This window comes from Citrobacter sp. EC_71 (genome assembly GCF_019584005.1).
GTDB lineage: Bacteria > Pseudomonadota > Gammaproteobacteria > Enterobacterales > Enterobacteriaceae > Citrobacter > Citrobacter werkmanii.
Map to the genome: position 1 here is coordinate 76,606 of NZ_VDAY01000016.1, position 15,233 is coordinate 91,838.

At 44.9% G+C, this 15,233-nt stretch carries 12 protein-coding genes; all 12 read left to right on the forward strand.

The window, feature by feature from the left end:
* Positions 1-29 precede the first annotated feature (29 nt).
* The gene (cpsG, locus tag FHD02_RS17305) at positions 30-1,400 is read left to right on the forward strand and encodes a colanic acid biosynthesis phosphomannomutase CpsG (protein WP_220394125.1); all 1,371 of its coding nucleotides are present in this window, start codon (positions 30-32) and stop codon (positions 1,398-1,400) included.
* Positions 1,401-1,453: 53 nt separating this feature from the next.
* Positions 1,454-2,848 (forward strand): undecaprenyl-phosphate glucose phosphotransferase, encoded by a 1,395-nt coding sequence (wcaJ, locus tag FHD02_RS17310; protein WP_137360839.1) that lies wholly within the window; start codon positions 1,454-1,456, stop codon positions 2,846-2,848.
* Position 2,849: 1 nt separating this feature from the next.
* Positions 2,850-4,328: an MOP flippase family protein gene (locus FHD02_RS17315; RefSeq protein ID WP_137371223.1), complete on the forward strand. Its 1,479-nt coding sequence runs from the start codon at positions 2,850-2,852 to the stop codon at positions 4,326-4,328.
* 23 nt (positions 4,329-4,351) lie between these two features.
* Positions 4,352-5,632: a colanic acid biosynthesis pyruvyl transferase WcaK gene (gene wcaK / locus FHD02_RS17320; RefSeq protein WP_220394126.1), complete on the forward strand. Its 1,281-nt coding sequence runs from the start codon at positions 4,352-4,354 to the stop codon at positions 5,630-5,632.
* Positions 5,629-6,849, forward strand: coding sequence for a colanic acid biosynthesis glycosyltransferase WcaL (gene wcaL / locus FHD02_RS17325; protein ID WP_220394127.1), 1,221 nt, complete (start codon positions 5,629-5,631; stop codon positions 6,847-6,849). Before wcaK ends, wcaL begins: the two co-directional genes overlap by 4 nt.
* Before the next feature lie 11 nt (positions 6,850-6,860).
* Positions 6,861-8,255: a colanic acid biosynthesis protein WcaM gene (wcaM, locus tag FHD02_RS17330; RefSeq protein WP_220394128.1), complete on the forward strand. Its 1,395-nt coding sequence runs from the start codon at positions 6,861-6,863 to the stop codon at positions 8,253-8,255.
* A gap of 148 nt (positions 8,256-8,403) precedes the next feature.
* A complete protein-coding gene (locus FHD02_RS17335; RefSeq protein ID WP_137371227.1) occupies positions 8,404-9,399 on the forward strand; it encodes an NAD-dependent epimerase/dehydratase family protein in 996 nt (331 codons plus the stop codon).
* A gap of 239 nt (positions 9,400-9,638) precedes the next feature.
* Positions 9,639-10,541 (forward strand): GalU regulator GalF, encoded by a 903-nt coding sequence (gene galF, locus FHD02_RS17340; RefSeq protein WP_137371228.1) that lies wholly within the window; start codon positions 9,639-9,641, stop codon positions 10,539-10,541.
* Positions 10,542-10,794: 253 nt separating this feature from the next.
* On the forward strand, positions 10,795-12,033 hold the full coding sequence (locus FHD02_RS17345; RefSeq protein WP_137371229.1) for a flippase: 1,239 nt from the start codon (positions 10,795-10,797) through the stop codon (positions 12,031-12,033).
* Positions 12,034-12,042: 9 nt separating this feature from the next.
* A complete protein-coding gene (glf, locus tag FHD02_RS17350; RefSeq protein WP_137371230.1) occupies positions 12,043-13,143 on the forward strand; it encodes a UDP-galactopyranose mutase in 1,101 nt (366 codons plus the stop codon).
* Positions 13,144-13,145: 2 nt separating this feature from the next.
* The gene (locus tag FHD02_RS17355; RefSeq protein WP_137371231.1) at positions 13,146-14,339 is read left to right on the forward strand and encodes a glycosyltransferase family 4 protein; all 1,194 of its coding nucleotides are present in this window, start codon (positions 13,146-13,148) and stop codon (positions 14,337-14,339) included.
* Complete coding sequence (locus FHD02_RS17360; RefSeq protein ID WP_137371232.1) at positions 14,336-15,232, forward strand: glycosyltransferase family 2 protein; 897 nt, start codon at positions 14,336-14,338, stop codon at positions 15,230-15,232. The genes FHD02_RS17355 and FHD02_RS17360 overlap by 4 nt, the downstream gene beginning before the upstream one ends.
* The last annotated feature ends 1 nt before the right edge of the window (position 15,233 follow it).

Here is a 15,233-nt window from a genome sequence, read left to right on the forward strand (position 1 = left end):
GCCTCCTGTTGCCTGAAAAAGGGTAAATCATGACAAAACTGACCTGTTTTAAAGCGTATGACATCCGCGGCCGACTGGGCGAAGAGTTAAATGAAGAGATTGCGTGGCGCATTGGCCGCGCTTACGGCGAGTTCCTGAAGCCAAAAACCATCGTCCTCGGCGGCGATGTGCGCCTGACCAGCGAGACGCTAAAGCTGGCGCTGGCGAAAGGACTGCAGGATGCAGGGGTGGATGTGCTGGATATTGGTATGTCGGGCACCGAAGAGATTTATTTTGCCACTTTCCATCTTGGCGTTGATGGCGGCATTGAAGTGACCGCCAGCCATAATCCGCTGGATTACAACGGCATGAAGCTGGTGCGGGAAGGGGCGCGGCCCATCAGCGGCGATACCGGTCTGCGCGACGTGCAGCATCTGGCGGAAGCGAATGACTTCCCGGCGGTTGATGAGAGCAGACGTGGCCGCTACCAGCGGATTAATCCTCGCGATGCCTACATCGACCATCTGCTGGGTTACATCAATCCCGGCAACCTGAAACCGATGAAGTTGGTGCTCAATTCCGGTAACGGCGCGGCAGGCCCGGTGGTGGATGCCATTGAAGCCCGTTTTAAGGCGCTGGGCGTGCCGGTCGAGTTCATCAAAATTCACAACACGCCGGATGGCAATTTCCCCAACGGTATTCCCAATCCTCTGCTGCCGGAGTGCCGGGCAGACACGCGTAACGCGGTGATTGAACACGGCGCGGATATGGGAATTGCTTTCGACGGGGATTTTGACCGCTGCTTCCTGTTCGATGAAAAAGGCCAGTTTATAGAAGGGTACTACATTGTCGGTCTGCTGGCGGAAGCGTTTCTGGAGAAGAATCCGGGGGCGAAAATTATCCACGACCCGCGCCTGTCATGGAATACCGTGGATGTGGTGACGGCGGCCGGCGGTAAACCGGTGATGTCAAAAACCGGACACGCGTTTATCAAAGAGCGTATGCGCCATGAAGATGCCATTTACGGCGGCGAGATGAGCGCGCATCACTATTTTCGCGATTTCGCGTACTGCGACAGCGGGATGATCCCGTGGCTGCTGGTGGCGGAGCTGCTGTGTCTGAAAGGACAGTCACTGGGCGAACTGGTCCGTGACCGGATGGCGGCGTACCCGGCGAGTGGAGAAATAAACAGTACGCTGGCAGAGCCGACGGCGGCTATTGCGCGCGTGGAGCAGCACTTTTCCCGGGAAGCGCTGACGGTGGACAGAACGGATGGCATCAGCATGTCGTTTGTCGACTGGCGTTTCAATTTACGCTCTTCCAATACCGAACCGGTGGTGCGCCTGAACGTGGAATCGCGCGGAGATATTCCGTTGATGGAAGCGCGAACGCGCACTCTTCTGGCGTTGCTGAATCAGTAATGCCGGTGCTTCCTTTGCCCGATGATGGGCCAGGGCGACTAACAGGAACCACGATGACACATCTAAAGAAGCGCGAACGCGCCAAAACCAATGCGTCGTTAATTTCGATGGTGCAACGCTTTTCGGATATCACCATCATGTTTGGCGGGCTATGGGTAATCTGCGAATTAAGCGGTTTGCCTTTCCTGTACATGCACCTGCTGGTGGCGTTGATCACGCTGGTGGTTTTTCAGATGCTCGGCGGGATAACGGATTTTTATCGCTCCTGGCGCGGCGTCAAAATATCCACTGAGCTGGTGCTGTTGCTGCAAAACTGGACGCTGAGCCTGATTTTTAGCGCAGGCTTAATTGCCTTTAATAATGATTTCGATAACCGTCTTGCGGTCTGGCTGGCATGGTATCTGCTGTCAAGCGTAGGGTTGGTGTTGAGTCGTTCGTTTATTCGCTACGGCGCGGGATGGCTGCGTAATCGCGGTTACAACACCCGCCGGGTCGCGGTGGCAGGCAACCTGCCCGCCGGACAAATGCTGCTGGACAGCTTTCGCCATGAACCGTGGCTGGGGTTTGAAGTGGCCGGTGTCTATCACGATCCTATCCCCGGCAAAAACTCCCGCGACTGGGCCGGGAACCTGCAACAGCTGGTGGATGACGCCAAAGCCTCACGCATTCATAACGTCTATATCGCTATGTCGATGAGCGATGGCGCCAGCGTAAAAAAACTGGTACGTGATCTGGCCGACACCACCTGCTCAGTGATCCTCATCCCAGATGTCTTTACCTTCAACATCCTGCATTCACGGATTGAAGAGATGAACGGTGTTCCGGTGGTGCCGCTGTATGACACGCCGCTCTCGGGAATTAACCGTCTGTTGAAGCGCGCGGAAGATATCGTGCTGGCCACGCTGATCCTGCTGCTGATTTCCCCGGTGCTGTGCGGCATTGCATTACTGGTGAAACTGACCTCAAAAGGACCGGTAATTTTCCGTCAGACCCGTTACGGCATGGATGGGAAGCCGATCAAAGTCTGGAAGTTTCGTTCAATGAAAGTGATGGAAAACGACGCGGTGGTGACGCAGGCGACGCAAAACGATCCGCGCGTGACGCCGGTGGGGAATTTTCTGCGCCGGACGTCACTGGATGAGTTACCGCAGTTTATTAACGTGCTGACGGGAGGGATGTCTATCGTCGGGCCGCGTCCGCACGCGGTGGCGCATAACGAACAGTACCGCCAACTAATCGAAGGATACATGTTACGCCATAAGGTGAAGCCGGGCATTACCGGTTGGGCGCAAATCAACGGCTGGCGGGGGGAAACCGATACGCTGGAAAAAATGGAAAAACGTGTGGAATTTGACCTCGAATATATTCGCGAGTGGAGCCTATGGTTCGATATCAAAATTGTTTTTCTGACGATATTTAAAGGCTTTGTGAACAAAGCGGCGTATTAACATGAGCTTACGAGAAAAAACACTGAATGGCGCGAAGTGGTCTGCGATTGCCACGGTGATCATTATAGGTCTGGGGCTTATCCAGATGACCGTCCTGGCGCGGATTATTGATAATCATCAGTTCGGGTTGTTAACCGTGGCGCTGGTGATCATTGCGCTGGCCGACACGTTGTCTGACTTTGGCATTGCCAATTCCATTATTCAGCGTAAAGAGATTGGCTACCTTGAGCTGACCACCCTGTACTGGCTCAATGTTGGACTCGGTATTGTGGTATGCGTGACGATGTTTCTGCTTAGCGAGACGATTGCCAGCGTCCTCAATAATCCTGAACTGGCGCCGCTCATCAAAGCGTTATCACTGGCGTTTGTGGTAATACCGCACGGGCAGCAGTTTCGCGCGCTGATGCAAAAAGAACTGGCCTTTAACAAAATCGGCATGATTGAGACCAGTTCGGTGCTGGCCGGTTTTACCTTTACCGTGGTCAGTGCCCATTTCTGGCCGCTCGCGCTGACGGCCATTCTGGGGTATCTGGTGAACAGTACGCTACGTACGCTGCTGTTCGGCTATTTTGGTCGCCAGATTTACCGTCCGGGGCTGCATTTCTCGCTGGCTTCCGTTTCGTCAAACCTACGTTTCGGCGCATGGCTGACGGCGGATAGCATCATTAATTACATCAATACCAACCTTTCTACGCTGCTGTTAGCCAGAACGTTGGGGGCAGGCGTCGCGGGTGGATTCAATCTTGCCTGGAACGTGGCGGTTGTACCACCAATCAAACTGAATCCGATCATTACCCGCGTTCTGTTTCCGGCGTTTGCCAAAATTCAGGACGACAGCGAAAAACTGCGGGTGAATTTTTACAAGCTGCTGTCGGTGGTCGGGATCATCAATTTTCCGGCGCTGCTGGGATTAATGGTGGTATCAAACAATCTGGTGCCGCTGGTATTTGGCGAGAAGTGGAACGGTATTGTCCCCATCCTGCAACTGTTGTGCATTGTCGGGCTACTGCGCTCTGTCGGGAATCCGATCGGTTCGCTGTTGATGGCGAAGGCGCGGGTTGATATCAGCTTCAAATTCAATGTGTTCAAAACCTTTCTGTTTATTCCGGCCATTTTCATCGGTGGGCATCTGGCGGGGGCGACAGGCGTGACGCTGGGCTTTTTGCTGGTTCAGGTGATTAACACCATCCTCAGCTATTTCGTGATGATCAAACCTGTCCTCGGCTCCAGCTACCGTCAGTACATGCTCAGTCTGTGGCTACCGTTGTATCTCTCCTTGCCAACCGTTGTTGTGAGCTATGTGCTGGGTTTTACCCTGCGCAACCAACTACCGTTAATCGCGGTGCTGGGGTTGCAAATCGCGGCGGGAGCGCTGGCGTTTGCGGTGATGATTGTGCTGTCGCGCCACCCGCTGGTGGTGGAAATAAAACGTCAGCTTTGTCGCAATGAAAAAATGAAAACCTTGCTCCGTGCAGGATAAGAACAACGCTTTAAGAGGTCATAATGAAACTATTAATTTTGGGCAACCATACCTGCGGGAACCGAGGGGATAGCGCTATTCTGCGCGGTTTGCTGGATGCCATTAACGCGCAGCGTCCCGAGACTGAAGTCGATGTTATGAGCCGCTACCCGGTAAGCTCCTCATGGTTACTCAACCGTCCGGTGATGGGCGATCCATTATATTCGCAGATGAAGCAACACAACAACGCTGCGGGCGTTATGGGACGGGTGAAGAAGGTCTTGCGCCGTCGCTATCAGCACCAGGTGTTGCTTTCGCGCGTTACTGACTCCGGCAATCTGCGCAACATCGCTATCGCCCAGGGATTTACCGATTTTGTCCGTTTACTGTCGCGCTACGACGCCATTATCCAGGTCGGCGGATCGTTTTTTGTCGATTTGTATGGTGTGCCGCAGTTCGAACATGCCCTGTGTTCATTTATGGCAAAAAAACCGCTGTACATGATTGGACACAGCGTGGGGCCATTCCAGGATGAGCAGTTTAATCAACTGGCTAACTACGTTTTTGGTCACTGTAATGCGCTGATTTTGCGCGAATCAGTCAGTCTGGAACTGATGAAACGCAGCGCAATAACCACGGAAAAAGTGGAAGCTGGCGTGGATACCGCCTGGCTGGTCGACAATCATCATCAGGATTTTGAGCCGGGCTACGCCGTACAGCACTGGTTGCACATGGCGGCAAAGCAGAAGACTGTGGCCATTACTTTGCGTGAGCTGGCGCCATTTGATAAGCGTCTGGGAACCACGCAACAGGCCTATGAACAAGCCTTTGCCGGGGTAGTGAACCGCATTCTCGCTGAAGGATACCAGGTGATAGCGCTGTCAACCTGTACCGGTATTGATAGTTACAACAAAGATGACCGTATGGTGGCGTTGAACCTGCGTCAGTATGTTAACGATCCGGCCCGTTATCACGTGGTCATGGATGAACTCAACGACCTTGAGATGGGTAAAATTCTCGGGGCATGCGACCTGACCGTGGGCACCCGCCTGCACTCTGCCATCATTTCGATGAATTTTATGACACCCGCCATCGCCATTAACTACGAGCACAAGTCGGCAGGGATCATGCAGCAACTGGGATTACCGGAAATGGCCGTCGATATTCGCCATCTTTTAGATGGCAGCCTGGAGGGCAGGGTCGCCGATATTCTCGGACAGCTTCCCGAACTGAACATACGGGTAGGGGATGCGGTTATGCGTGAACGCGAACGTGGGGTGCGCATGGTGGAGTCGGTATTAACGCGCATTGAGGGGGAAAAATGAAGATTGGTTTTTTCCTGCTTAAATTTCCACTCTCCTCAGAGACCTTTGTGTTAAATCAGATCACTGCGTTTATCGATATGGGCTATGAGGTGGAGATTGTCGCGATGCATAAGGGCGATCTTGAAAATACGCATGCCTCATTTAATGCCTACCAATTGGGCGATAAAACGCGCTGGCTGCTGAATGAACCGGACGGCAAACTGGCAAAGCTGAAATTCAGGGCGGCTGCTGCATTGCAGGGCATCACCCGTGCGGCCACCTGGAAAGCGCTGAATGTCTCTCGCTATGGCGACGAGGCGCGCAATCTGATTTTGGCGGCTATTTGCGGTGGAAATCCGCAGGCGTTTCAGGCGGATGTCTTTATTGCGCACTTTGGCCCGGCAGGCGTGACGGCTGCCAAACTGCGTGAGCTTGGGATGCTCCGCGGGAAAATAGCTACGGTATTTCATGGAGTTGATATTTCACACCGGGACGTTTTGGCCCGCTATACCCCCGAATATAAGCAGTTGTTTCAGCGCGGTGACTTGATGCTGCCCATCAGCAATCTCTGGGCCGGACGGTTAAAAAACATGGGATGTCCGCCGCAGAAAATTGCCGTCTCGCGTATGGGAATCGATATGACGCGCTTTACCCCCCGCCAACTGAAATCGCCAGCCGCGCCGTTGGAGATTATCTCTGTCGCGCGCTTAACCGAGAAAAAAGGGCTGCACGTCGCCATCGAAGCCTGTCGGCAGTTGAAAGAGCAGGGCGTCTTATTTCGCTATCGCATTCTTGGCATTGGTCCCTGGGAGCGTCGTCTGCGGACGCTGATCGAACAATACCAACTCGATGATGTGATTGAGATGCCCGGCTTTAAACCCAGCCATCATGTGAAGGAGATGCTTGAGCAGGCAGATGTATTTCTGTTGCCTTCCATCACCGGCAGGGATGGCGATATGGAAGGGATCCCGGTAGCGCTGATGGAGGCGATGGCGGTGGGGATCCCGGTTATTTCGACGGTTCACAGCGGGATCCCTGAGCTGGTGGAATCGGGTAAATCTGGCTGGCTGGCGCCGGAAAACGATGCTCAGGCGCTGGCTGAACGGTTGGCGGCATTCAGCCAACTCGACAGTGAGCAGGTGCAACCGATTGTGCAATGCGCGCGAGAAAAAATTGAAACTGAATTTAATCAGTTAGCGATTAATAAACAGTTAGCCAGTCTGCTGCAAACGATGTAAATCGAGGTTGTATGTCAGAAAAAAAACTCTCACGTCGTACTTTTCTGACGGCAGGCTCTGCGCTTGTCGTGCTGCACTCTCCCGTTGGTCGGGCGCTTGAATCATCTGGCAGCGTCAATATTCAGGATTACAACCCAAAGGATTGGGTCGCATCCTTCAGGCAGGCATTCACGGAAGGGCAAACGGTAGTCGTACCACAAGGGCTGGAATGTAAGAATATTAATACCGCGATTGTTATTCCGCCAGGCAAAACGCTATCCGTTCAAGGCCGCATAAGCGGCAATGGGCGTGGGCGCTTTGTTCTGCAGGATGGATGCAAGGTGATGGGCGGGCAGGGCGGGAGCCTGAGGAATGTTACCCTCGATGTGCGGGGGTCGGACTGCGTAATAAAAGGGATTGCCATGAGTGGTTTTGCTCCGGTAACGCAAATCTATATTGGCGGCAAAAACTCAAGGCTGATGCGTAATCTGACGATCGAGGATATTACCGTTACGCGTGCTAACTATGGGATCCTGCGTCAGGGCTTTCATAACCGCATGGACGGCGTAAAGATCACGAACAGCCGTTTTAGCGATTTGCAGGGTGACGCTATCGAGTGGAATGTGGCGATAAATGACAGCAATATCCTCATTTCTGATCATGTTATCGAACGTATCAACTGTACTAACGGCAATGTGAATTGGGGTATCGGTATCGGGCTGGCGGGGAGTACTTATGACAATAGCTATCCCGAGGAACTGGCGGTAAAAAACTTTGTGGTGGCGAACATCACCGGTTCCGACTGCCGACAGTTAGTCCATGTGGAGAACGGCAAACATTTTGTCATTCGTAATATTACCGCGCGAAATATCACTCCGGATTTCAGTAAGAAAGCGGGTATTGATAATGCAACGGTCGCGATTTATGGATGTGATAATTTCGTTATTGATAATATCAATATGGAGAATAGCGCAGGTATGCTCATTGGCTATGGCGTCATCAAAGGGCGATATTTATCCATTCCGCAAAATTTTAAGTTAAATAATATTCATCTGGATAACTCGAAACTGGAATACAAATTACGTGGCATCCAGATCTCCTCCGGTAATGCCACGTCTTTTGTGGCCATCACTAATCTAGAGATGAAGCGCGCCACGCTGGAGTTGCACAACCAACCGCAGCACCTTTTCTTACGCAACATCAAGGTCATGCAGCAATCCAAGACGGGACCCGCGCTCAAGATGCACTTCGATCTGCGCCAGGATGTACGCGGTAAATTTATGGCCAAACAGGACACCTTGCTATCGCTGGCGAATATCCATGCGGTAAACGAAACCGGGCAAAGTTCAGTTGACATTGACCGTGTAAACCATCAGGTGGTGAATGTAGAAGCGGTGAATTTTCGACTGCCGGGGCATGGGAGGTAACCCCACCATAATCTTACTGGATATCATTGGCTAAAAGATTATAATCACTCAATTACTGTTAAAGCTGGGGCTGGGCAGCGTTGACTACTCAGGGAAGATGCTCATCTTTATCATATGATTCTTGTATTTTGAACAGACAAAGTGATTTATGAACGATAAAGTTTTGCTCATCGGTGCCTCGGGATTCGTGGGGACCAGACTCCTGGAAACGGCTATTGGAGATTTTGATATCCACAATCTGGATAAACAGCAAAGTCACTTCTATCCGCAAATCACGCAAATTGGCGATGTTCGCGATCAACAAGCTCTGGATCAGGCGCTTTCAGGCTATGACACAATCGTTTTGTTAGCAGCTGAACACCGTGATGATGTCAGTCCTACGTCACTCTACTATGATGTGAACGTTCAAGGGACGCGCAATGTATTGGCTGCTATGGAGAAAAATGATGTTAAGAACATCATTTTTACCAGTTCAGTTGCCGTTTATGGTCTGAACAAAACCAATCCTGACGAAAATCATCCGCACGACCCTTTCAACCACTACGGTAAAAGCAAGTGGCAAGCGGAAGAGGTTCTCCGTGAATGGCATGCGAAAGCGCCGGGCGATCGTTCGCTGACTATTATTCGTCCAACCGTTATCTTTGGTGAGCGCAACCGTGGCAATGTTTATAACCTGCTCAAGCAGATTGCAGGTGGTAAGTTTATGATGGTTGGGGCTGGTACGAATTATAAATCAATGGCTTATGTGGGTAATATTGTTGAGTTTATTAAGTATAAACTGAAGAATGTGACAGCTGGTTACGAGGTTTATAACTATGTTGATAAGCCCGATCTCAATATGAATCAACTGGTTACCGAAGTTGAACAGAGCTTAAGTAAAAAAATCCCCTCAGCACACTTACCTTACGCTTTAGGCATGTTAGGTGGCTATTGCTTTGATATTTTGGGTAAAGTGACCGGCAAAAAATATGCTGTCAGCTCTGTGCGCGTGAAGAAGTTCTGTGCCACCACACAGTTTGATGCAACGAAAGTCCACTCATCAGGTTTTGTGGCGCCGTACACATTGTCTCAGGGACTGGATCGCACTTTAAAATACGAATTTTTGCACGATAAGAAAGATGACATTACGTTTGTCTCTGAGTGATTATTGTTGCAATTAACATCCGGGACGTAGTTAGCAACGATTTTTCGGAAACGGTATAATAAATGGTAATTTCAGCACGTTTCCGAAGAATCTGAGTTCACCTCTGTGCTGGTGAAGTGTAGTGTTTGCATTCGGTTTACCTTAACCAGCCTATTTGGCGTTAAGGATGGAGCCAGCGATACTGGCTAACATACGGCTAAAGTCTATACTTTATCAGCCGTTAAGAGGTAGGAGATAGAATGACTAACTTGAAAGCAGTTATCCCGGTAGCGGGCCTGGGGATGCACATGTTGCCGGCTACTAAGGCAATCCCAAAAGAGATGCTGCCGATCGTAGACAAGCCGATGATTCAATACATTGTCGACGAGATTGTAGCTGCTGGCATTAAAGAAATCGTCCTGGTGACTCATGCGTCTAAGAACGCAGTTGAGAACCACTTCGACACCTCTTATGAACTCGAATCGTTGCTTGAGCAGCGTGTTAAGCGCCAGTTGCTGGCTGAAGTGCAGTCCATCTGTCCTCCTGGCGTAACTATTATGAACGTTCGTCAGGCTCAATTGCTGGGGCTGGGTCATTCAATTCTCTGTGCTCGCCCAATTGTTGGGGACAACCCGTTTGTTGTGGTGCTCCCTGATGTCGTTCTTGATACCGCGAGTGCGGATCCTCTGCGCTACAACCTGGCTGCCATGGTTGCTCGTTTTAATGAAACGGGGCGCAGTCAGGTTCTGGCTAAGCGTATGGAAGGCGATCTGTCCGAGTATTCGGTTATTCAGACCAAAGAGCCTTTGGACAACGAAGGTAAAATCAGCCGTATCGTTGAATTCATTGAGAAACCCGATCAGCCACAAACACTGGATTCCGATCTGATGGCCGTAGGGCGCTATATACTGTCTGCTGACATTTGGGCAGAATTAGAGCACACACAACCTGGTGCCTGGGGCCGTATCCAGTTAACGGATGCTATTGCAGAACTGGCGAAAAAACAGTCTGTTGATGCGATGTTGATGACAGGCGACAGCTACGACTGCGGTAAAAAAATGGGCTATATGCAGGCGTTCGTGAAGTATGGTCTGCGGAACTTGAAGGAAGGGGCGAAGTTTCGAGAGTCAATAATGGAAAGTCTTAATAATAATAAGGCCTAAAACATAAACTTAATAAATTGATGCCAGTAGGCAGTAAGGTTGCGTAACTAAAAATGCCATCTTTGACTGCCTTTAGTTTGTTAAGCTACATTAGTTCTTATTTGTAAAAAATGGAACTAAAATGTTGGTTATATATTAGATAAAAACGTTATTATAGGATGATTGAAGAAATAGTATTTATGTGCATTGGTAGCAACAAAGCCAAGGCGGTAGCCTGCCTGGCGGATACATAAACACACCAGCAAGCCAGATTATGAACAATTCAATAAAGAAAAATATATTATATTTATTATTAGTTCAAGGAAGTTCTTATATACTTCCTCTTATCACATTTCCTTATCTAGTAAGAGTTCTTGGAGTTGAACATTTTGGTATACTTGGATTTAGCCAAGCAACAATACAGTATCTTGTTTTATTGACTGATTATGGTTTTAACTGGACAGGAACACAAAAAATAGCTAAACATGCTAATAATAAAAATAAACTTTCCATTATATTCTGGAGCATAATAAATGCAAAAATAATATTATTATTTATTTCGTGTATTCTTTTCATTTTAATGATCTTTTGTATACCCAAATATAGAGAAATCTGGTTAATTCTATTATGTTTTTTCCCTATGCTGCTAGGAAATGTGATATATCCTGTGTGGCTATATCAGGGATTGGAGAGAATGAAGTGGATAAGTTTTTGCACAATCTTTTCAAGATTCCTGATAATACCGTTGACTTTTTTATTTGTAAATAGTCCAACAGATATTTGGCTGGCCGCACTTTTACAAAGTGGGGTTAATTTTTTGGCCGGATTAATTTCATGTATTATTCTTATTAATAATAAATGGATAGAAGGCTACAATTTTAGTTGGTCAGAAATAAAGCTTAGGTATACAGAAGGTATACATGTATTTCTTTCAACTTCATCTATAAGTCTTTATACAGTAAGCATAACTGTTATACTAGGTTTCATAAGTGGTCCTGTTGCCGTTGGATATTTTAATGCAGCAAATATAGTACGTAATGCAGCTCAAGGTTTGCTAGGACCAATTTTTCAGGCAATTTTCCCTAGAGTAAATAATCTTTTCGATGAGCATTATGAAAAAGCATTAGATCTTATAAAAACAAGTGTTAAATATGTTGGCGGATTATCCCTTATCGGGTCATGTGTTTTATTCTTTTTTTCGAAATACATAATATTGACAGTGGCAGGGGAGAATTATATCAACTCAGTAGAGATATTAAAATGGCTAGCCTTTGTCCCATTCTTTATTTCGTTGAGTAATATTTTTGGTGTACAAACAATGTTATCGCACTCATACAAAAAAGAATTTAGCATGATTTTATTCTTTGGGGCATTATTAAATCTTATGATAATATTTCCATTAGTTTATGAGTACAGTGCAGTTGGGGCTGGAATCGCAATATTTATTACAGAACTTTTTGTTGTAACTACTATGTTTTTATTTCTTAAGCGAAAGAAAATTAATATATTTTAAGGGGGGGGGATGTACGATTATATCATCGTTGGTACTGGATTGTTTGGTTCTGTTTGTGCTAGAGAATTGTCTAAGAAAGGCAAAAAAATACTAATGCTTGAAAAAAGAGACCATATTGGTGGAAATATTTATACTGAAAATGTACATGATATTCATGTTCATAAATATGGTGCTCATATTTTTCATACAAACGATAAAGAAGTATGGGATTATGTTAATGAAATTTCAGAATTTAACAGATTCACAAATTCACCTTTAGCAGTGTACAGAGATAAAATTTATAATTTACCATTTAATATGAATACATTTTATCAGCTATGGGGAGAGGCTGATCCAAATAAAGTAAAACAAATCATTGCAGAGCAGAGAAAAATACTAAATGGTAAAGAACCAGAAAATTTAGAAGAAAAAGCTATTTCATTAGTTGGTAAAGATATTTATGAAATTTTGATTAAGGGTTACACTGAAAAACAATGGGGGAGAAGTGCGAGAGAGTTACCGCCATTTATAATTCAAAGATTACCCGTTAGGTTCACATTTGATAATAACTACTTTAATGATAAATATCAGGGGATTCCAACTGAAGGTTATACCTGCTTAATTGAAAAAATGATTGGAGATACTGAAGTTAGATTAAATACAGATTATTTAAAAGATAAAGTTTATTATAACTCGTTAGCCAGTAAGGTAATATATACGGGGCCAATTGATGCTTTTTATGAATATCGTTTTGGAACATTAGAGTATAGAAGTTTGAGATTTGAGAGTGAAATATTAAATGTTGATAACTTTCAGGGTAATGCTGTGATAAATTTTACAGAAAAGGATGTTCCATATACAAGAATAATTGAGCATAAACACTTTTCCTTTGAAAATAAATCATCTAAGACTCTCATAACTAGAGAATATCCTACGGATTGGTCTCTTGGAAAAGAAGAATATTATCCGATTAATGATGACATAAATATGAGTTTATTCAAAAAATATCAGCAACTAGCTAAAAAAGAAGAAAGAATAATTTTTGGGGGGAGATTAGCTGAATATAAATATTATGATATGCATATGGTTATTAGATCTGCATTGAATAAAATAAAAAATATAGAGGTATAAACGTGAGGAAAATATTATTCTATTGCCAAGATTTCTATCCTCTTAATAATGGTTATGCAAACGCATATTTGAATCTGATTTATTCATTGTTACAATATTCAGATGATATTAACATCACGGTACTCACTCCGACATTACTTAAGAATGAAAAGGAAATCAATTCCGAACGTTTAGAAGTGCGAAGATTAGATATAAATCATAGCTTAAAATTTTTTGGGAAGTTTTTATCAGAATACCGAAGGGCGAAAACAATAAATGAATTAATGAAAGATGATGGATATGAGTTGTTATTTATCGAAACATTCGATCAGCCATTTTTAATTTCTTTCTTAGACAAAGAGATTATGAGTAGAACTGTCGTCCGTGTACATTCAACATCTGAGACTGAATATACATTTTTTGTACCAAGTTTAATTTATAAGATAAAGAAATATTTAATTAAAAACATAGTATCGAAAAAAATAAAATGGATTTCATCAACAAACAGTTTTCATATTGATTTTGTAAAAAAATATTACTTTTCTGATAATGTAATTAAAATTGGAGAGGTTAACTTTAATATCATTCCTAATACTATATTTCCAGATCCAAAGTTTGAAAATATAATAGACAATGGTAATAAACTTAAAGCAATTATGCTAGGAAGGATGGAACGTGAGGGCTATATTCAAAAGGGATTTGAGGATTTATTTATTGCTTTAAATTTAATTGATCCAAAACTAAGAGATAATCTTGATTTATGTGTAATTGGGAATGGTGAATATAAAGAAAGGTTAATAAAACTAGCTGATAATATTGAGTGTATAACATTTATAGATAGTATCAACCATAAGGCTTTGATCGAGACACTACAATCAGTTGATTTAGTCATTCTTCCTAGTCGCTTTGAAGGGTTATCTATGTTTGCCCTAGAAGGCTTAGCCACCGGCAACGTTTGCCTATTTACGAAGACCGGGGGCTTAGTAGACTTGATTGATGGGAATGGTTATTTTACTGAAGTGCAGGATGTTTACAGTTTGGCGGATGGACTTACTAGAATTTTATCAGCAGATCAGTCATCGATTGATGTAATGAAAAATAGATCACAACTGATTTATAACACAAAGTTCTCAAATGCAAAAGTTGCTGATGCTTTCTTGAAGATGCTAAGAACAGTTTCAATTGTGAATCGTAAAAATGAAGAGAATATGAAATGACTATGATCTCTGTAATAATGCCGGTTTATAATGCAGAGAAATATCTATCTGAATCAATAGAATCAGTACTGAATCAAACATTTTCAGATTTTGAATTTATCATTGTTAATGATGGGTCTACCGATAGCACTAAAGATATATTAGAAAAATATAGCAGACAAGATTCTAGAATTTCAATTATTGAACAACAAAATATGGGAATTGTGGCGAGTTTGAATAATGCAATATGCAGAGCCAAGGGACAATACATAGCAAGAATGGATTCCGATGATATTTCTCATCGGAATAGATTACAACTGCAGTTTCAATATATTGATGAAAATAAACTGGATGTTATTGGCTCGCATTATTATGAGATCGATGAGAATGGTGAGCTTCTTGGGTTAAGATTGGTACCAATACTAACGGATATGATTGATATCTGTCTGTGCACTTCGGTACCTTTCGCTCATCCATCAGTCATGATTAGGAGAAAGTTTCTTGAAGATCATCACATCCAATATGGTAAAGATGGTTACCATTTTGCCGAGGATTTAGCTCTATGGATGAAGATGCATGAATTAGGTGCTAAATTTGGAAACTTAAATGAGATTGTTTTTAGCTACAGAGTGCTCAATAACTCTCTATCTCGAACAAAAAGGAGAAATATTTTTTCTGACAGCATATCCCTATATCATCAATATTGTTTAAAAAATAGAACGCATATTGAGCATATTCTCGAAAAGAGATTAACTAACCTGCAGAGTAAGAATAATAAATGGCTATGCGCCGCATTAGTAAAATATTCTGTCCGGTTTGGTAAGCTAAGATATCTTCGAGAGATAAAAAAATATCCTAAAAAACTAGTAGTTGAATGTTTGTTTAGTGAACTAAACAGAACTTTCAAAATTTAGT